18 protein-coding genes are annotated in these 17,885 nt (G+C 71.1%); 3 read left to right on the top strand and 15 right to left on the bottom strand.

What is annotated here, in order from left to right; translation table 11 throughout:
• The 4 genes from VF468_06385 to VF468_06370 form a co-directional block, all read right to left on the bottom strand.
• Positions 1 to 741 (bottom strand): glycoside hydrolase family 3 N-terminal domain-containing protein (locus VF468_06385; protein HEX5877937.1); only part of this gene is annotated, 741 nt, incomplete at its 3' end.
• Positions 742 to 784: 43 nt separating this feature from the next.
• On the bottom strand, positions 785 to 1,666 hold the full coding sequence (locus VF468_06380; protein HEX5877936.1) for a carbohydrate ABC transporter permease: 882 nt from the start codon (positions 1,664 to 1,666) through the stop codon (positions 785 to 787).
• Positions 1,667 to 1,679: 13 nt separating this feature from the next.
• The gene (locus tag VF468_06375; GenBank protein HEX5877935.1) at positions 1,680 to 2,525 is read right to left on the bottom strand and encodes a sugar ABC transporter permease; all 846 of its coding nucleotides are present in this window, start codon (positions 2,523 to 2,525) and stop codon (positions 1,680 to 1,682) included.
• 77 nt (positions 2,526 to 2,602) lie between these two features.
• A complete protein-coding gene (locus VF468_06370) occupies positions 2,603 to 3,937 on the bottom strand; it encodes an extracellular solute-binding protein (GenBank protein HEX5877934.1) in 1,335 nt (444 codons plus the stop codon).
• Between the two features lie 373 nt (positions 3,938 to 4,310).
• Here VF468_06370 and VF468_06365 point away from each other — a divergent pair, with 373 nt between their 5' ends.
• Together VF468_06365 and VF468_06360 are read left to right on the top strand one after the other, a co-directional pair.
• A complete protein-coding gene (locus VF468_06365; GenBank protein HEX5877933.1) occupies positions 4,311 to 6,647 on the top strand; it encodes a glycoside hydrolase family 3 N-terminal domain-containing protein in 2,337 nt (778 codons plus the stop codon).
• A 17-nt stretch (positions 6,648 to 6,664) separates the two neighbouring features.
• Positions 6,665 to 7,777 carry a substrate-binding domain-containing protein gene (locus VF468_06360; protein HEX5877932.1) on the top strand — a complete coding sequence of 371 codons (1,113 nt, stop codon included), beginning with the start codon at positions 6,665 to 6,667 and terminating at the stop codon, positions 7,775 to 7,777.
• Here the strand turns inward: VF468_06360 and VF468_06355 are convergent.
• From VF468_06355 to VF468_06330, 6 genes are all read right to left on the bottom strand, one after another.
• Positions 7,774 to 8,214, bottom strand: coding sequence for a hypothetical protein (locus tag VF468_06355; protein HEX5877931.1), 441 nt, complete (start codon positions 8,212 to 8,214; stop codon positions 7,774 to 7,776). The genes VF468_06360 and VF468_06355 overlap by 4 nt on opposite strands.
• A 56-nt stretch (positions 8,215 to 8,270) precedes the next feature.
• Positions 8,271 to 9,278: an LLM class flavin-dependent oxidoreductase gene (locus VF468_06350; protein ID HEX5877930.1), complete on the bottom strand. Its 1,008-nt coding sequence runs from the start codon at positions 9,276 to 9,278 to the stop codon at positions 8,271 to 8,273.
• The gene (locus VF468_06345; protein ID HEX5877929.1) at positions 9,275 to 9,661 is read right to left on the bottom strand and encodes a hypothetical protein; all 387 of its coding nucleotides are present in this window, start codon (positions 9,659 to 9,661) and stop codon (positions 9,275 to 9,277) included. The genes VF468_06350 and VF468_06345 overlap by 4 nt, the downstream gene beginning before the upstream one ends.
• 110 nt (positions 9,662 to 9,771) lie before the next feature.
• Entirely contained in the window at positions 9,772 to 10,848 is a 1,077-nt protein-coding gene (locus VF468_06340; GenBank protein ID HEX5877928.1) for an alpha/beta fold hydrolase, read from the bottom strand.
• A gap of 60 nt (positions 10,849 to 10,908) precedes the next feature.
• Positions 10,909 to 11,697 carry a hypothetical protein gene (locus VF468_06335; protein ID HEX5877927.1) on the bottom strand — a complete coding sequence of 263 codons (789 nt, stop codon included), beginning with the start codon at positions 11,695 to 11,697 and terminating at the stop codon, positions 10,909 to 10,911.
• A gap of 25 nt (positions 11,698 to 11,722) precedes the next feature.
• On the bottom strand, positions 11,723 to 12,169 hold the full coding sequence (locus VF468_06330; protein ID HEX5877926.1) for a DUF4383 domain-containing protein: 447 nt from the start codon (positions 12,167 to 12,169) through the stop codon (positions 11,723 to 11,725).
• 299 nt (positions 12,170 to 12,468) lie between these two features.
• On the opposite strand from VF468_06330, the gene VF468_06325 reads away from it, so the two are divergent.
• Positions 12,469 to 13,647 (top strand): PP2C family protein-serine/threonine phosphatase, encoded by a 1,179-nt coding sequence (locus VF468_06325; GenBank protein ID HEX5877925.1) that lies wholly within the window; start codon positions 12,469 to 12,471, stop codon positions 13,645 to 13,647.
• A gap of 80 nt (positions 13,648 to 13,727) precedes the next feature.
• Here VF468_06325 and VF468_06320 read toward each other — a convergent pair whose 3' ends face one another.
• The 5 genes from VF468_06320 to VF468_06300 form a co-directional block, all read right to left on the bottom strand.
• Positions 13,728 to 13,970, bottom strand: a complete 243-nt coding sequence (locus VF468_06320; protein HEX5877924.1) for a hypothetical protein — start codon at positions 13,968 to 13,970, stop codon at positions 13,728 to 13,730.
• Positions 13,971 to 14,170: 200 nt separating this feature from the next.
• Positions 14,171 to 15,244 (bottom strand): protein kinase, encoded by a 1,074-nt coding sequence (locus VF468_06315; protein HEX5877923.1) that lies wholly within the window; start codon positions 15,242 to 15,244, stop codon positions 14,171 to 14,173.
• Positions 15,241 to 16,275, bottom strand: a complete 1,035-nt coding sequence (locus VF468_06310) for a protein phosphatase 2C domain-containing protein (protein HEX5877922.1) — start codon at positions 16,273 to 16,275, stop codon at positions 15,241 to 15,243. The genes VF468_06315 and VF468_06310 overlap by 4 nt, the downstream gene beginning before the upstream one ends.
• Positions 16,276 to 16,316: 41 nt before the next feature.
• Positions 16,317 to 17,051 carry a vWA domain-containing protein gene (locus tag VF468_06305; protein HEX5877921.1) on the bottom strand — a complete coding sequence of 245 codons (735 nt, stop codon included), beginning with the start codon at positions 17,049 to 17,051 and terminating at the stop codon, positions 16,317 to 16,319.
• Between the two features lie 156 nt (positions 17,052 to 17,207).
• Positions 17,208 to 17,696: a hypothetical protein gene (locus tag VF468_06300; GenBank protein ID HEX5877920.1), complete on the bottom strand. Its 489-nt coding sequence runs from the start codon at positions 17,694 to 17,696 to the stop codon at positions 17,208 to 17,210.
• Positions 17,697 to 17,885: the final 189 nt, after the last annotated feature.

Here is a 17,885-nt window from a genome sequence, read left to right as displayed (position 1 = left end):
GCCGGGCATGACCAGGTCCAGCCCGGCATTGGCGGCCGGCTCGGTGGAGCGGGCGGCGTACCAGTCGGACATGACCACCCCGTCGAAGCCCCATTCGTCCTTGAGGACCTCCTGGAGCATCGGGTGCTCGGTCGCGGTGGTGCCGTTGATCGAGTTGTAGGCCGCCATCACCGCCCACGGCCCGGCGTCCCGGACGATGACCTCGAACGGGGCCAGATACCGTTCGCGCAGGGCCCGCTCGCCGACCTGGACGTCGACCGTGAACCGGTCGGTCTCCGAGTCGTTGGCCACCAGGTGCTTCACGGTGGCGGCCACCCCGCCGGCCTGCAGCCCGCGCACGTAGGCGACGCCGATGCGGGCGGTGAGCAGCGGGTCCTCGCTGTAGCACTCGAAGTGGCGGCCGCCATAGGGCGAGCGGTGCAGGTTGACGGTCGGGGCCAGCAGGACGTCCACGCCCTTGCGGCGCGCCTCGCCGGCCAGCAGCCGGCCCAGCCGCTCCACGCCCGCCTCGTCCCAGCTGGCCGCCAGCGCGGTGGGGGAGGGGACGTTGGCCGAGGGGTCCCGTTCGTCCCACAGCTCCCCGCGGACCCCGGCCGGGCCGTCCGACACCACCAGCCGGCGCAGCCCGATGGCCGGCTCCGGATGCAGGGACCAGAAGTCGGCCCCGGTGAGCAGCCGTACCTTCTGCTCCAGCGACAGCGATCCCAGCCGATCGCGCAGGGTCGCCTCGACCCCCTCGATCGATTGCCGTGCGCCGGCGGCCGGGATCGCGGTCAACCAACGCCTACTTGCTGAACCCGGCGGTCAACCCGCTGAGGAGCTGGCGGCGGCCGAGGACGTAGAGGGCGAGGATCGGGAGGGCGGTGAGGACGACGGACGCGAGGACGGCGGGCACGTTGACGCTGTACTGCCCCTGGAACGTCCACAACGCGAGCGGCAGGGTGCGCTGGGTCGGGCTCTGGGTGAGGATCAGCGGCAGGAGGAACCCGTTCCAGATCGCCAGGCCGTTGTAGATGCTGACGGTGACCAGCGCCGGCCGGGTCAGCGGGAAGGCCAGGTGCCACAGCGTGCTCCACTCGCTGGCGCCGTCCACCCGCATCGAATCGAAGAGCTCCTTGGGGACGTCCCGGATGAAGTTGGAGAGCACGAGCACCGACAGTGGGATCGCGAACGCGATCGACGGCAGGATGATCGCCAGCAGGGTGTCGTACATGTGCATGCGGATGACGATGAGATAGACGGGGATGATGGCCGCCTGCAGCGGGATGGCCAGCCCCATGAGGAAGAGCGAGTTGACCCACCGCAGGAACCACCAGTCGTCGGCGGCCCGCACGATGGCGTAGGCGGCCATGAAGGAGACGAGGACCGCGGGCACGACCGCGCCCAGGGTGACGATGACGCTGTTGACGAAGTAGCGGATGAAGTCCGCCTCGATGACCATCCGGTAGTTGTCCAGGGTCGGCTCGGTGGGCGGGGCCAGCGGGTTCATCAGGAAGTAGGTGCTCTGGGTCTTGAAGCTGGTGATCACGATCCAGTAGATGGGCACGATGACGATCAGGAGCCAGAGCCATCCCGCCGCCCCGCCCAGCCAGTTGGGGCGGCGGGCGCCGCGGCCGCGCGAGCGGCGCTTCTGGCCCCCCGCGGCCTGGCGGGTCTCGGCACGCACCGTCGTCGCCACGTCAGACACCTTCCAGCTGGCTCGCGCCCGAGCTCCCGCCGCCGATCCGGCGCAGGAGGAGGGCCAGCGCCAGGCCGAGGACCACCAGGATGACGGCGATGACGCTGGCCGGGCCCATGAGGTTCGCCTGGAAGCCCCGCTTGTACATGTCCAGCGCCAGCACCCGGGTGGCGTCTCCAGGTCCACCCTCGGTGAGGACGAAGATGAGATCGAAGAACACCAGCGACCCGACCACCATGAGGGTCGACGAGGTGATGATCGTGTACTTCAGCTGCGGCAGGGTGATCCTGAAGAACATGCGGACCCGTCCCGCGCCGTCGAGCTGGGCCGCCTCGTACATCGATCTCGGGATCTGGCGCACGGCGCCCTGGTAGATGAGGGTGTGGAACGGGATGTACTGCCAGGACACCACGAAGATGATCACGCCCATGGCCAGGGTGGCGTCCCCGAGCCAGTCCTGGGTCAGCAGCGGGAGGTGCAGCCCGGCGCCGAGGCCGAAGTTCGGGTCGAGCAGGGCCTTGTAGGTGATGGCGATGGCCGCCGAGCTCAGCAGGAGGGGGATGATGAACAGCACGGCCAGGAGCTCGCGGTACCGCTGGTGCCCGGCGAGGAACACCCCGAGGAGGATGCTCAACGGGGTCTGCACCGCCCACGAGAGGGCGATGACCACGAACGTCACCCAGAGCGCGTGCGGCAGGCCCGGGTCGGCGAGGGCGGCCCGCCAGCTGGCGAAGCCGGCGGGCCGGATCACGCCGATGCCGTCCCATGACGTGAAGCTGAGGAGCAGGACGCCCAGGAGCGGCACGATGGCGAACGCCACGAAGACCAGCAGGGCCGGTAGCGCCATCCAGGTGAGGGAGCCGCTCCGCCTGCCCCGCGAGGTTGTGGGCCGCGTTCCCGGCGCGGCGGGCGGAGCGACCGTCCTCACTGCCCGATGACCTGGTTCATGTTGGTGGCGAACTGCTGCGGTGTGATCGACAGCTGGAAGAGCTTCGCGATGTTGTCGAGCAACCGCTCGGCGGCGGTGGGGCTGAGGGCCTGGTCCCAGGACTGGGCGAAGACCTTGGCGTTGCTGGCGGTCTCGTAGACGAACGTGAGGAACTCGGCGTCCTTCGAGGCGCCGAGCTGGCTGTCGGTGCCCTTGACGATCGGCACCGCGCCGGCGTCGGTCCACTCCTTGACCTCGGCGTCGGAGAGGACCGCGGTGGAGAAGAACTTCTTGGCGGTCTCCTTCTCCGCGTCCGTGGCCTTCGACGAGATCGACAGGTACTGGCCGGGGTTGCCGACCGTGTTGGTCGGGTCGCCCTTGCCGCCCTCGACTGCCGGGAAGTTCATCCAGCCGAGGTTGCCGCCGCTGACGAAGTCGCCGCCCTCCTCGGACATGCTCCCGTAGGTCCAGGTGCCGTGGAGCATCATCGCGGCCTTGCCGGTGTACAGCAGCGCCTGGTCGGCGTTGGAGTCGGCGGTGATGGAGGAGAAGCCCTTGACGAAGCCGTTGGCCTTGATGAGCTCCTGCGCCTTGGTCAGCCCCTCGATGGACGCCGGGTTGGACCAGGCGTCCTTCTCGCCGTCGAAGACCGCCTGGAACACCTCGGGACCGCCGATGCGGTCGAAGAGGAACTCCAGCCACATCATGTTCGTCCACCGCGACTGGCCGCCGAGGGAGATGGGGGCGACACCGGCGTCGTTGAACTTCGGCACCAGGCTCATGATGTCGCCCCAGGACTGGGGCGGCTGGGCACCGACCTTGTCGAAGACCGCCTTGTTGTAGAAAAGGACGATGGGCTGGACCGTCTCCGCCGGCATCGCGTAGATCTTGCCGTCGATCGTCGCGGCCCCGAAGGACGAAGGGAACAGGCGGTCCTTGACGGCGGCGTTCTCGGCGAACCACGAGGTGAGGTCCTCGACCTGGTTGGCCTGGACGTAGCTGCGCAGACCGCCCCCGCCCCAGCCCCAGATGATGGTGGGGGCCTGGCCGGCGCCGATGGCCGTCTTGATCTTCGTCTTGTAGGCGTCGTTCTGGAAGGTCGTCGCCGTGATCTTGGCGTCGGGGTTCGCCTGGTTGAACCGGTCCACCGAAGACTGGCGGATCTGCTCACCGGGCGCACCGGTGAGGAACCAGTAGGTGGCCGCGCCGGCCACGGCATCGCCGCCGCCACCACCGCCGCCGGTGTCGCTGGGGCCGGAGCTGCCGCAGCCGGCGAGCGCCATGCCGGCGGTGGTGCCCGCGACCACGCCGAGGAAGTTGCGCCGAGACATCTTCCTGGAGTCCACGGTGATCTCCCGTCGTCGAGAGCCGCGGCCTCCCGCGGCCAGTCGGTCGTCTGACGCGGTTGCGACCGGCCGTGGGGCCCAGCCCGCTCGTGCTCGTTTCGAGCCGGGAATCAGCACTTTCGGCCGTTACCGCGCAAATTAAGGTAGAAAGGTCGGTGGGGCATGTCAAGATGCTTGCTGAGACCAACTGAACCGGTTTTCCGGACTGCATCGAAAAGTTTCGAACCACCCGACAGATCTTTTCGAAGGAGGCCCCGTGACGACACCCGATCCGACCCCCGTCGCGGACCAGGTCGCGCCCCGGTGGCAGGACCCGACGCTTCCCACCGCCGAGCGGGTCGAGCTGCTCCTGGAGCAGATGACCCTCGAGGAGAAGGTGGCCCAGCTCGGCAGCCGGTGGATCGGAGGCGGGCTGCCGGATGCCGGCGCCGGCTCCGGCGAGGCGCCGGCCTCGGATCGCGACGTCAACCGCACCGTGGCCCCGATGCAGGACGTGTTCGCGGCCGGAGGGTCGCCGTCGCTCGAAGAGGCGAGCCGGCACGGGCTCGGCCACCTGACCCGGGTCTTCGGCAGCGCCCCGGTCACCGCCGCCGCCGGCGCCGCCGAGCTCGTGCGGCAGCAGCGGGTCGTCCTCGACGCCTCCCGCCTCGGGATCCCCGCGCTGGTCCACGAAGAGTGCCTGACAGGGTTCACGACGTTCGGGGCCACGGTCTACCCGGCGGCGATCGCCTGGGGGGCGACGTTCGACCCCGGCCTGGTCGAGCGGATGGCGGCCGCGATCGGGCGGGACATGGCGGCCGTGGGTGTCCATCAAGGTCTCTCGCCGGTGCTGGACGTCGTGCGGGACTACCGCTGGGGCCGCGTCGAGGAGACCATGGGCGAGGATCCCTACCTGGTTTCGGTGCTCGGCGCCGCCTACGTGCGGGGCCTGCAGAGCGCCGGCGTCATCGCCACCCTGAAGCACTTCGCCGGCTACTCCGCCGCCCGGGCGGGGCGGAACCACGGACCAGTGTCGATGGGCCGGCGCGAGCTCATGGACGTCATCCTGCCGCCGTTCGAGACGGCCGTGGCCCTGGCCGGCGCCGGCTCGGTGATGAACTCCTACTCCGACGTCGACGGGGTCCCCGCGGGTGCGGACCACTGGCTGCTCACCGACCTGCTGCGGGAGGAGTGGGGGTTCGCGGGCAGCGTCGTCTCCGACTACTGGGCCGTGCCGTTCCTGGCGAGCATGCACCGCGTCGCCGCCGACTTCGACGATGCCGGCGGCCAGGCGCTCGCCGCCGGCATCGACGTCGAGCTGCCGGACAGGATCGGTTTCGGCCCCGGCCTCGTGGAGCGGGTGCGGCGGGGCGAGCTGCCGGAGGCCCTCGTGGACCGGGCCGCCCGCCGGCTCCTCACCCAGAAGCTGCAGCTCGGGCTGCTCGACGCCGACTGGACGCCGGAAGGCTCGGTGGCCGGCGCGGCCGCCGTCGACCTCGACTCGCCCGCCAACCGCGCCCTGGCCAGGGAGATGGCCGAGCGGTCGGTCGTCCTGCTCGAGGCCGGGACGGTGCTGCCGTTGCTTGGCGACGGGCGCCCGGCGCTGCGCCGGGTGGCCGTCATCGGGCCCTGCGCCGCGGACCCACGTGTCTTCATGGGCTGCTACGCCTTCCCGAATCATGTCCTGCCGCGCCACCCGGGTCTCGGGCTGGGACTCGAGGTGCAGACCGCGGTCGATGCCCTGGCGGCGGAGCTGCCAGGAGTCGAGGTCGTCCACGAGCAGGGCTGCCCGGTGCAGGGAGACGACCGGTCCGGCTTCGAGGCCGCGCTGGCCGCGGCCCGCGGGGCCGACCTCTGCGTGGCCGTCGTCGGCGACCTCGCCGGCCTGTTCGGCCACGGGTCGTCCGGCGAAGGTTGCGACGCCGAGGACCTCCGGCTCCCGGGGGTGCAGGCGGACCTGCTGGACGAGCTCCTGCAGGCCGGGACGCCGGTGGTCGTGGTGGTGGTCTCCGGCCGCCCCTATGCCCTCGGCGAGGTGCAGGGCCGCGCCGCCGGCCTGGTGCAGGCGTTCATGCCGGGGGAGGAGGGAGGGCCGGTCATCGCCGGCGTCCTGTCCGGCCGGGTCCAGCCGAGCGGGAAGCTGCCGGTGCAGATTCCGAAGCGTCCCGGCGGGCAGCCCAGGACCTACCTCCAGCCGCCCCTCGGCAGTCCGGAGAGCGCCGGGATCAGCACGCTGGACGCGACCCCCCTCTACCCGTTCGGCTACGGCGGCTCCTACACGACCTTCGAGGTGGATGCGCTACGAATCAGCGACGCCGAGGTGCCCACCGACGGCGCGTTCACCGTGTCCGCCCGGGTCCGCAACACGGGCCCGAGGGATGGGGACGAGGTGGTCCAGCTCTACCTGCACGACGTCGTCGCCCAGGTGGCCCGCCCGGTGAAGCAGCTCGCCGGCTTCGCCCGCGTCGGGCTGGCGCCCGGGGAGGCTGTCGACGTGACCTTCCGGGTGCACGCCGACCGGACCGCCTACCCGAACCGGGAGCTCGAGCGGGTCGTCGAGCCGGGGGACATCGAGGTGATGGTGGGCACGTCGGCGGCGGACCTGCCCTGCCGCGGTCGCGTGCGGCTCACCGGTCCCCTGCGGGTGGTCGGCCACGACCGCCAGCTCATCACCCCGGTGGAGCTCAGCCCGGCCGCGGGCGACGCCGCCGCGTAGGAGAAAGGGAGCACATCTTGGCGTCTAGGGATCGACGAGCCACCCTGGCCAACGTCGCGGCATCAGCGGGTGTGTCTGTCGCGACCGTCTCCAAGGTGCTCAACGGCCGCAACGACGTCGCCCCGGCGACCCGCGCGCTCGTCCAGGAGCTGCTCCACGAGCACGACTACCTCGCCCGCCGCGTCAGGCCGGCACGATCTCCGACGATCGAGCTGTTCTTCCACGGTCAGCTCAACGCCTATCACACCGAGGTGTTGCAGGGTGTCGTGGAGGCCGGGGCAGAAGCCGGCGTCGCCGTCGTCGTCAGCGTGCGTCCACGCGGGCAGCGCAGCCCCGGGGCCAAGCGTCCAGCCGCCTGGGCCCGTGAGCTGGCCACCGCCGGTCGCCAGGCGGCGATCGTGGTCACCTGCGAGGTGGGGGCCGCGGACCTGACCGCCCTGTCACGGGCCCGCATGCCGGTCGTCGTCGTCGACCCGCTCAACCTGCCGAGTGCGCGGGTGACAAGCGTCGGGTCGACCAACTTCGCCGGCGGGCTGGCGGCGACCCAGCACCTGCTCGACCTCGGGCACCGCCAGATCGCCTACCTGGGCGGTCCGGCAGCCACCACCTGCAACCAGGCACGGATGCACGGCTTCCGCGGCGCCATGGAAGCCGCGGGAGCGCCCGTCCCCGACGGGTACGTGCGGACGGGGCGGTTCAGCTACGAACACGGGATCGCCGGAGGCGCCGCGCTCCTCGGCCTGCCCGAGCCTCCGACCGCGGTGTTCGCCGGCTGCGACGAGACCGCTCTGGGCGTGATCGAGGCCGCCCGCGGCCGAGGCCTGCGGGTCCCGGAAGACCTGAGCGTGGTCGGCTTCGACGACACCCCGATCGCGCGGCTGGCCGCACCCCCGCTGACCACGGTTCGCCAGCCGCTGCGCGAGATGGGCGCCGTCGCCGTCCGGTCAGCGCTGCGGCTGGCGGCGGGCGAGGGCGTGGACTCCCACCACGTCGAGCTCGCGACCGAGCTCGTCGTTCGCCAGTCGACCGCCCGCCCGCGAGGATCGGCCGAAGCCCCTGCCGCTACCGGTGAAACCGGTCAGCGCCACGAGAGCACCCAGCTTGGGCGCGGTCCGATCAGCAGGTTCTAGTCGGCATCCCGCTCGATATCAGCAACGCCGTCGTCGCCGTAGTAGCGCAGGAACGAATAGCCGTAGTCGGCCAGCAGCCCGACCAGGTGGTCGGCGCGGTCCCTGGTTGGGGCAACCAGCCAGAGGGTGGCGCCGCCGGTCCGGGCAGTGTCCAAGAAGCGCTGCTTGACTGCAGGGTCGGCGGCCAGGGCGGCGACCGCCTTGGCCAGGATGGAGCGTTCCTCCTGCAGCCGGGCCACGATGCGCAGGATCTCCTCGGACTCGTACAGCCGAAGCTCCTCCTGGAGGACCTTGCCTTCGAGCAGGCCGCGCTGGGCCCGCTGAGCTTCCCCAGGGTCGCTGAACAGCACCATCAGATAGCCGGTGGCCCTGAAATACCAGGGGCGCAGGCTTCCTTCGGCAGGCTGCTCCAACGGCCAGTCGCGTGACTCGGTCACGGTGATCACCCCAGCGCAACGGCAGCGAATCCACTCGGCGGACTCTACTTGGCAGCTTACTGCGCTGCAGGAGCAGGGGCGGCGGCCCGGAGGGTTGCCTCGATGGTGGCCCAGGGCAGGCCCGGTGCCAGCCCGATCATGGCCAGGTCGACCGCGCCGTCCCACCCCGCCAGCTGGTCGCGGACCTGGCTCGGCGTGCCGTGGGCGGTGAACTGGTCGAGGACGACCTGGGCCTCGGCGGGGACGACGCCGCCATCGGGAGAGGGATGCGGGTTGGCTTCGAGGATGGCCTGGACCGCGCCGCCGTACCCCTGCTCGGTGACGAACCGGGCATAGACGTCGCCCATGGCGGACAGATACCAGGCGATGCAACTGGCCGAGATGCGGCGAGCCACGGCGGCGTCATCGGTGGCGACGGTCACCGGGCCGGCGACGACGGTGAGCGGCTCGGTCCGGAGACCGGCCACCTCCCGGTCCTTCCTGAGGGTATGAGCCCGGTCGACGACCTGGTCATGGGCGACGAACAAGGGGAACCAGCCGTCGGCCAGCTCGGCGGCGACCCGGACGGTGCGGTCGCCCATCGCCGCGAGCCAGATGGGTAGATCGGGCGCGGCCGGCTGGCCGAGGCGGAGCGGCCGTGACCCGGGCGTGGCGTCGAGCAGGGCCCGTTCACCGGCCAGGAGTGCGCGGACCTTGATCGTGACCGCGCGCAGCTTGTCGGCCGGGTGCGCGAAGCGGACGTCATGGAACCCCTCCACCAGTGCTCTGGTGCTGGGGCCGAGTCCGAGCACGAACCGGCCTCCTGACAGCCGGTCGAGGGTCGCGGCGGTCATCGCCAGCGTGCCCGGGGTGCGGCCCCAGACGGAGAGGATCCCGGAGACGAGCTTGATGCGGCGCGTGCGCGACGCGGCCTCGGTGAGCAGCAGGGTCGCGTCCAGCCCCCAGCCCTCGGGCAGGGCGAAGGCCTCGTAGCCGAGCTCGTCGGCGAGCCGGGCCGTGCGCAGGATGATGTCGTACCGGGTCTCCATGGGCGTGAGCGCCACGCCGCGGCGTTGGGTGCTCAACCTGATCCTCCAGCGGTGCGCGTGGCGGTGATCCAGAGGGCCCTGGCAGCCGACAACGGGTCGCGGTAGTAGGCCCCCCGACCGGCCGCGGCGCGCGCCTCCTCCGGCGTCGGGGTGTCGGGGACGGTCAGCTCGACCTCGGCGGCTGGCGGGCGCGCCTCGGCGAGCAGCCCGCCGTCGTCGTCCAGGAGCAGGACGGCGTCACCGTCATGGCGGACCCCGAGCGGGCGTTCCAGCGGCACGGACCGACGCAGGGATACCTCGACGTCGACGGTACCGCCGAGCATGGCCGCCAGCGAGCCGGAGGCAAAGCCGCCGTTGGCGACCCCAGGCGGCCCGCGGAAGCGACGGCCGATACGCAGCCGGGAGCGGACAGCGTCCACGTCAGCCCCTCCTCCGGCACCTGGGACCAGATCCTGGAGGCGATGCTAAGGAGGGACCGGCCCGGCCGTCAGGCGGGAAACTACCCCAGCCGATACCTCAGCGAGGTACCTCAGTCGCCGTGGGCCGAGGCCCACCAGGTGGCGATCTGGGTGCGGGACCTCACGCCAAGCCGCAGGCGGATGCGCTCCACGTGTCCCTCGGCCGAGCGTTCCTCGATCCCCAGCCGGCCGGCGATCTGGCGGTTGGTGAGGCCGTCGGTGACCAGGGCCGCGACCTGGAGCTGGCGTGCCGTGAGGGTGCCAGGTGGCTCCTCGGCCGGTTCGGCGGGCAGCACGCTGTGGGAGGCGCCAAGGAACTCCAGGATCTCGCGGACCACCGCCGCGGCGTCGCCGGCGAACACCCAGTGGCTCCGGCCGGCGAGCGACACCAGCCGCGCCCCGGGGATCCTGGCCGCCAGGTCGCGTCCCAGACGGTAGGGAATGGCCCGGTCGTCGCGCCGGTGCAGCACCAGCGTGGGCGTGGCCACGCGGTCGAGGAGGTCGTCGACACGGAGCTCGTAGCACTGCGCCAGCAGCTCGGAGGCAACCACGGCGGTCGTGGACTGGCGTTGCAGCTCGGCGAAGCGCACCTTGGCCTCCGCGGTGCCGTCGGGGAGGAAGATGTCGGCCAGCACGTCCGAACCGAGCCCCCAGTGCGCCCGGACCAGCTCGATCATGGCCGTCCGGACCTCGGCCGAGGCGACCTGGTGACCATTGGCGAAGCCGCCGTACAGAATCAGGCGCCCCACCCCTTCCGGGCGCTGAACGGCGTAGGCCAACGACACCGGCGCCCCCATCGAGAGCCCGAGCAGGTCGACCCGGCCGAGCTCGAGGTGGTCGATCACCGCCCGGAGCACCTCCAGGTCGCTGTCGAGCGTCTGGGGTCCTGGCCAGGGGTCGGAGAGCCCACAGCCCGGCTTGTCGTAGGCCACCACGGTCCGGCAGGCGGCGAGCGGGGCGTGGAAGGCGCGCACGGCCGGGTCCTGCCACGCGATCTCCAGGTGACCGATCCAGGCCGCGGGGACGACCAGCGCGGGCCCTCGTCCGACGATGGCGTACGCCACCCGCACCCCCGTGGGCGTGACCACAAAGCGGATCGGGCGGCCCTGGTCCAGCTTGCGCGACTCGCCCCCTACAGGGTCGATCATCGCCACCCTCCGCGGATCGGCCGGCAGATACGGCGATGCAAGCATAGAGCCGGCAGGCGATCACGGCTTGGGTGCGGCCGTCTGGTGCGCGGGTGAGCGGCGAGCGGTGTGCGTCCCGGCGCGCTGGCTTGCCCGGTAGGCGGTATCGCGGAGCAGGTTGATCCAGCCGGACGGTCGGATCCCCGGCCCGGTGGTCCATGGGTTGAAGCGCAACCGCGCGGTCTCCTCGGTGGACAGGGGAGACCCGATGGTCAGGGTCGCCAGCGGCTGGGAGGGCCCGAAGGAGCCGGCGGTCCGCAGCTGGAACTGGAGCCCGGCTGCGGTGGCGGCGGCCAGCTCCGCCAGGGCGCTTCCATGGCGGCGGCCCACAGACTCAGGGAGTCGGTCGCCGTCGGGGACCTTCGGGACCAGCAACAGCACGATCCGCCGCCGGCCGCCGCCGAGCTCGTACGGCAGGGCGCTGGAGTAGGCCCCGCGCAGGAAGCTGGTGGCCGGGAACAGCAGACGGCGAAGGAGCGGCCGGTCGATGGAACTGGTCAGCAGCAGGTCCTGGTCGGCGCCGGGACCGTAGACATCGGGAAGCTTGACGGCGACGCCAAACGCATCCGGTAGCGGCTCGGGCAGGCCGGCGGCCCGGGAGAAGCGGAGGACGGCAGTCGCTGCCCTCCCTGGCTGGAACAGGGGAACATCCTGCCGGTCAGGGTGCTCCTCGTCGACGACGAACCAACCCCGGTAGCCGGCTCCGACCGGGTGTAGAGAGCGTCGGCGACGCATGCCGGCCAACAGGGAGAACCCCGCCGCGACGGCCGGCGCGGCCGCCGCGGCGGCCCAGAGCCGCAGTTCCCGCACCGCGTTGGCCGGCTGGCCGTTTCGGTCAGGAGCTGCGCTCGGCTCGGCCGGCCGGAGCCGTCCGCTGCGCCGGCCACAGGGCGATGGCCACCCCGGCCACGGCGCTGACGAGGTGGAGGCCGTTGTCGGCGCCGTTGAGGGACAGGAAGTTGATGTCGGAGTTGCCGGCGGCGAACAGGCCGTAGAGGAACGCCAGGCCGTAGCCGGCGGCCAGCAGCCAACCGTAGGTCCTGGCCGTGTCCAGCCGCCGCCACAACGCCAGCCCGGCCAGGCCAATGGCCAGGTGGACGATGTTGTGCAGGGGGTTGATCTCGAAGCCGACCAGGGTCTTGTCGGTCTCGGACGCGAAGTTGTCGAAGCCGGTGACGAAGAATCCGGCAAGGCCGATCAGGGTGTAGATGACGCCGATGGCCAGGACCAGCAGCTGGCTCGGGTGCCGCGCGGGCGCGGCGGAATCAGGACGTCCTGCCATGAGAAGGATGCCTCCGTGGTGGAAAGGACGGGGTCTGGGCCCTTTCAGTCGACCCGGCCTTCTGCCGGACCGACAGGTGGGTAGCCAGGTCTGGCCGTCACAAACCGCCCAGTCCACCCAGCGACAAGAGCGGGCCACCGAGCACGCTCTCAACCTCGCGGCCACCGGCAGTTCACGGGCTGGACGGCCCCACTGCCCGGACGCAGACTTGTGTGCGCTCGGCGGCGGGCGTGTCGGCTCGGATGGAATGCGTGCGCCTCTGGGCGGTGCTCGCCGACCCGCGATCCGGAGGTGGAGGGATGGATGACCCGGGCCTGCGCCTCCTTGGTCACCTGCTGGACGCCTCCCACAACCTCGCCCCTGACGAGCTCGTCGCTGCGGTCACGCGGGCCGGAGGGGCCGTGGACGCCGCCGATGTTGCCATCTACCTGGTCGACTACGAGCAGACCCTGCTGGTTCCGCTGGCCGATGGCAGCGACCGGACGCCGCTGGAGATCGACGCCACCCTGGCCGGGCGGGCCTTTGCCGCCCTCGCCGTCCAGGAGGCTGACACCGGAGCGGGACGGCGGCTGTGGCTGCCGCTGCTGGACGGCGCCGAGCGGCTGGGCGTCCTGGGCCTCACCCTCCCGAGGGTCGACGACGCGCTGCGGAAGCGGTGCAGCTGGCTGGCCGCCCTGGTCGCCGAGATGATCTTGAGCAAGGACCAGTACACCGACAACTACTCCCTGACCCGCCGCCGCCAACCCATGAGCCCGGCCGCCGAGATGCAATGGCAGCTGCTCCCGCCGCTGACCTTTGTGACCCCGCGAGTGGTGATCGCCGGGCTGCTGGAGCCGGCCTACGAGGTGGCCGGGGACGCCTTTGACTACGCCCTCAACGGCGACACCGCTCACCTGGCCATCGTCGACCCGGTCGGCCACGACCTGACCGCCACCGTCCTGGCCGCGGTCACCGTGGGCAGCTACCGGCACAGCCGCCGTGCCGGCCTCGACCTGGCCGCCACCCACGCAGCCATGGACGAGACCATCGCCACCCAGTTCGGCGGCGAACGCTTCGTCACCGGCCAGCTCGCCCAGCTCGACTGCCGCACCGGCCGGCTCCAGTGGGTCAACGCCGGCCATCCCCTGCCATTGCTGGTGCGACGAGCCAAGGTGGTCGACACCCTGGCCTGTCACCCGGTCCCGCCGCTGGGCCTCGGTGCCGGCCAGCCGGAGATCGCCACGGCGGCTCTTGAGCCGGCCGACCGGGTGCTGTTCTACACCGACGGGGTGGTCGAGGGCCGCAACCTGGCCGGGGAACCGTTCGGGGAAGCCCGCCTGGCCGACCTGCTGGTCCGCGAGACCCTGGCCGCCCAGCCCGCGGCCGAGACGATGCGCCGGCTCGCCCACGCCATCCTGGCCCACCAGGGAACCTCGCCACGCGACGACGCCACCATGGTGTTCCTGGAATGGCCAGGGCCGCCCGGAGCGCTCACCTGAGCCAGCGACAGCGACCCATGTCGGTGATCGCGCGGCGAGCTGGTCTGGCCGCCACGGGTATGGGCTGCCCGGCCTCCGCGCTACAGCGCTGCGAGGAGCAGGTTGCCGAGGAGCGTGATGGTCGCCAGAAAGGCGAGCAGCATCCCGAGCGCAACGGGTAGGCAACAGCCGTAGACCCGGACCCGTGGTCGTGTGTCGACCCGCTCGTAGCCGTCGTAGGCGGCATCGATGTCGGCTGGGGTCAGGCCGAAGAGATCGTAGACGTCGTAGGGACCGTCGTCGGGCCGGTCGGGCTCGAGCCGGCGGCGTGGGAGCTCCCGCACGGGGACCTCGGTCGCGGCTTCGTCCCCCAGCGCTGGCTGCGGCGCCCGCGGTCTCTGCGGCGCCGCCGTTTCTTCCGGCACCGGTGACGTCTCGGCTGGTCGAGCTTGGACGACGGTCTGGGTGACCCTCGCGCCGCAGGCCGTGCAGGTGTCGCCTCCGTCGTTCATCGCCTCGCAGACGGCGCAGCGCCATTTGATGCTCATGGGGCGCCGGTATCCTTTCTGCGCTCCAGCAGCTTGCCGACCAGCCGCCGGGTTGGCCGGCGCTCGGGTGCGGGCGCCGATGCCCGCCCGGTGGCCGCCCGCAGCCCCCTGCCCTTGAGGCGGGTGGGGTCCGTCGACGCGGCCGCGGGTGGAGGCTCGGCCAGGACCGCGGTGGTGGTGGCCGGGGTGCGGATGCCCATCAGGGTGATGTGGGTCTCGGCGATGGAGGGCCTGGCGGCGGGGTCGCCCAGGAGCATCCGCTCGACCAGCTCGACGACGGGGGCGGGGAGGGTGGTGGGGGGAAGCCGCAGGGTCTCGCCGGCCCGAACCGCGACGCCGGCGTACTGGTGGGTGGCCGCATCAAAGGGCGGCGGCGCGCCGGTGAGGTATTCGGTGTAGATGAGGCCGAGGGCGAAGATGTCGGCCTTCTGGGTGAGCTCGGCGCCAGTGGTTCCGGTCTCCTGGATGTAGCCGACCAGTTCGGGCGAGTAGTAGTTCATGGTGCCGACGATCTCCTCGGGTGGGGGTGGCTCGCCGGCCAGATAGGCGTTGTCGAAGTCGATCAGCTTGGTCGTGTAGCCGAGCTCGGTCCGCTTGATGAGGACGTTGCTCGGCTTGAGGTCGCCGTGGACGATGCCCCGGTCGTGCAGGATCCGCAGGCTATGGGCGACGGTCTTGAGCAGGACCAGCTGGTCCTGGAAGGTGAGCGCAGCCACGTGGCCTGGTTCCAGGCCGGCGACCTCGACCTTCTCGGTGACCTTGTAGTACTTGGCCCCCCAGCGGAAGAAGTCCAGGGTGACGATCAGGTTCCCGCCGAGCCCGGAGACGGCCGCCAGGGCCTCCTGGATGCGCCGGTGGTGGCGTTCGAAGGCCGCGCAGCGTCGGCGCTTGCGCATCTTGGTCTGGGCGCTGCCCGGCGCATGCTCATCGGGGTAGGTCGGGCTGAGGAACTCCTTGATGAAGTACTCCCGGCCGTTCTTGGCGGCGAAGGTCCATTTGCTCAGTCCGGCCCCGACCACCCGGAAGTCCTCGAGGATGGTGTAGCCATTGATGACGTCGCCCGCCCTCACGACACCTCCTCGCCGGCCGGCTCGGGCGCGGCCAGGTAGCGCTCGTAGTCGTGCCTGTAGGCGCCCCACAGCTCACCGGCGATGTCGGTCCGCCGGGTCTTGAGATCTGCCAGCTCCTGCTCGGCCCGGTGCACCTGGCCGTCCACCTCCTCCAGCGGGTCGATGTAGCGGCGCTGGAGCTCGGCCGCCCGGTTCTTGAACAGCTTCTTGAACCCCCCGAGGTCGGCGCCCAATCCGAGCAGGGCCAGGGCCGCGTCGTCGCCGGTAATCGCGGTCACCTTCGCTTCCAGGGCCCGCCGCCAGGCCTCGGCATCCCTGGCGTCCTCCAGGGTGGACAGCAGCAGATGTTCGAAGTGCATCGGCGAGCGCACATAGGCGAAGCACCCGTCAGTGGCGCACAGCAGCAGGAACGGCGTCTGGAGCTCGACCTGGCGGTGGTTGATGTGGAACTCGGTGTCGGCCGAGATGCAGTTGTCCATCACCGAGTCGTCGGTCAGGTTCCGCATCGCGTCCCCGCCCGAACGTAGGTCATCGGTTGTGAGCTGGCGCAGCCCCGCCTCCGGCTGGACCACGTAGGCGCGGGAGTCACCAGCCCAGAACAGATGGCAGGCGAAGCCGCCCGCGACCGGGTCGGTGCGCTGCAGGACGGCCAGGGTCATCGTGGTCGGCAGCGCCTTGACCAGCTTGGACCGCAGGGCAGTCTCCGGTGCCTTCAGCTCGGCCAGTCGGGCCGCCAGCGAGGACGCCAGTACCCGCTGCAGCTCGGCGGCGGTGGCCGTGCCGTCCAGGTTCCACTCGGGCTTGATCAGCTCCAGCATCAACCGCTCGACCACGTTACGGGCGAACCGGGAGGCGATGTAGGCGCCAGTGTGCCGGCCATCAGGGGTGTCGTACACCCGGCCCCCGGCCCCGCCCATCCCGTCGAAGACGCCCAGGAGGCCGAGGTCGGGACCGACCCGCAGGATCGGGTCGGCGTCCTCACCCTCGCCGGCGACCTTGGCGGTGCAGAACTTGTACGAGACGCTGGGCATGGCGGAGGCAGCCGGCGGCGTCGCTGCGGATGAGTCGACGCTCACACCGAGTTGGCGATCGAGTCGATGATGGTGCCGTAGTCGACCTCCGACAGGCCGTCGCCAGCCTTGGAGGGGTGATGAACGACGTTCTCCCAGACCCCGGAGATGTCGGTCCAGCCCGGGCCGTCCGGAGCGAACACGATCAGCCGCTTGGCGTTCGCCCCCATCACGCCTTGCTCGTTCTCCCACAGATCGGTGAGGGCGCTGAAGTCCCTGGGGATCTTGTCGCCATAGGGTGCCGGAGCAGGCTCGCCGGTCAGCGGCTGGGCCGGCGAGTCGGTCCAGACCACGATCACCTGCCGGCGGCGATCCCCACTGCTCGTCCACGGGGAGTTGATGGCCAGGGCCACCGCCTCCAGCCCGGACTCGGGGGCGTCGCCGCCGCCCTCGGGGACCAGCCCCCGCACGAACTCGGCGAAGCCGGTCTGTTCCTCGGGGAGCGAGTAGAACGACGACTCCTGCAGCGCGGCCGCGCCATCGGCCTTGAAGTCCCGGAACGCGATCACCCGCACCCGCAGCTCGTCAACGTTCTTGCCCTTGTCGGTCAGGTTCTTCTGCACGTCGTCGTAGAAGCGCAGCGCGTTGTCCTTCACCCGGTCCAGGATCGGGCTCATGCTCCCGGTCACATCGATGCAGAAGACGATATCGACGGCATACTTCAGTCCCTTGGTCGCCATGGGCGCCTGGTCAGCGGCGACTTCCTCGGCAGGGGTGCTTGTCTCGTGCTCGGTCATGTACGCCTCCGATGCCGCCATGGCTGGCAGCGCAAGCTGTTGGGTTGGAGATCCCGTTGACCCCTCGACCGACGGGTTGCTTCCTCACGTAGGGTTACAGGGCAGGGTCGGGTCCTCTTGGGTTGACCGCTAATGCCCCGCGCAAACCGGAGATTGCTAGCGCCGTGGCCGCTCGGTGAGCTCCTGGATCACGTCCTTGGAGTGGGTGATGGGCAGGCGCATGCCCTCGAGCTCGATGCGCGAACCGGTCTCGGTGTCGATCAGCTCCAGCACACGCACGTTCACGCGCTGGTGGACCTTGGCCTGGAGCCCCTCGCGCGCCACGCGGAAGACGAGAGCCTGTGGGTGGGCGCGGTTGCCCGCGAAGCCGTAGACGGTCGTCTCCGACACGCCCACCACCATCCGCTCGGGCAGCCCGGTGGCGGCGTCGTGAGCCCGCGTGCCCGCGATGTAGCCGCCCGCCGTCCCGATGCCGCCCGCCGGCGAGCCGAACGCGTCGCCGATGTCGCCGCCGACCAGGCCTCCCGCGAACCCGGCGCCGGAATGGCCGCGGGGATTGAACTCGCCCGCCGCGGTCGCCGTGTCCTCGATTCCGGCGGAGGCGAGCGCCTCGTTGACGACCTCAACGATCTTCTCCTCGGACATGCCGTCCTTGTAGCGCAGCGTGATATGGCGGTCAAGGCCGCCTCGGGTCCCTGGGTCAGGTGGCTGATGCCTGCAGATCTGTCCGCAGCCGCTCCAGGGTCAGGTTCTCCTTGCGGGCCCGCAGATCCAGATACAGCAGCACCCCGACCAGCACCCCGTACGGCAGCGTGACCACCGTGGCCACGGCGG

This window comes from Actinomycetota bacterium, from assembly GCA_036280995.1.
GTDB lineage: Bacteria > Actinomycetota > CALGFH01 > CALGFH01 > CALGFH01 > CALGFH01.
The sequence above is the reverse complement of the archived record's forward strand: the minus strand, read 5'-3'. Positions and strand labels throughout refer to the sequence as shown.

What these genes read in the sequence shown, in the direction of transcription:
- VF468_06375 (HEX5877935.1), bottom strand. Translation starts at nt 2,525, where the DNA reads ATGGCGCTACCGGCCCTGCTGGTCTTCGTGGCGTTCGCCATCGTGCCG.
- VF468_06370 (HEX5877934.1), bottom strand. Translation starts at nt 3,937, where the DNA reads ATGTCTCGGCGCAACTTCCTCGGCGTGGTCGCGGGCACCACCGCCGGC.
- VF468_06365 (HEX5877933.1), top strand. Translation starts at nt 4,311, where the DNA reads ATGACCCTCGAGGAGAAGGTGGCCCAGCTCGGCAGCCGGTGGATCGGA.
- VF468_06340 (HEX5877928.1), bottom strand. Translation starts at nt 10,848, where the DNA reads ATGATCGACCCTGTAGGGGGCGAGTCGCGCAAGCTGGACCAGGGCCGC.
- VF468_06330 (HEX5877926.1), bottom strand. Translation starts at nt 12,169, where the DNA reads ATGGCAGGACGTCCTGATTCCGCCGCGCCCGCGCGGCACCCGAGCCAG.
- VF468_06325 (HEX5877925.1), top strand. Translation starts at nt 12,469, where the DNA reads ATGGATGACCCGGGCCTGCGCCTCCTTGGTCACCTGCTGGACGCCTCC.
- VF468_06310 (HEX5877922.1), bottom strand. Translation starts at nt 16,275, where the DNA reads ATGCCCAGCGTCTCGTACAAGTTCTGCACCGCCAAGGTCGCCGGCGAG.
- VF468_06305 (HEX5877921.1), bottom strand. Translation starts at nt 17,051, where the DNA reads ATGACCGAGCACGAGACAAGCACCCCTGCCGAGGAAGTCGCCGCTGAC.
- VF468_06300 (HEX5877920.1), bottom strand. Translation starts at nt 17,696, where the DNA reads ATGTCCGAGGAGAAGATCGTTGAGGTCGTCAACGAGGCGCTCGCCTCC.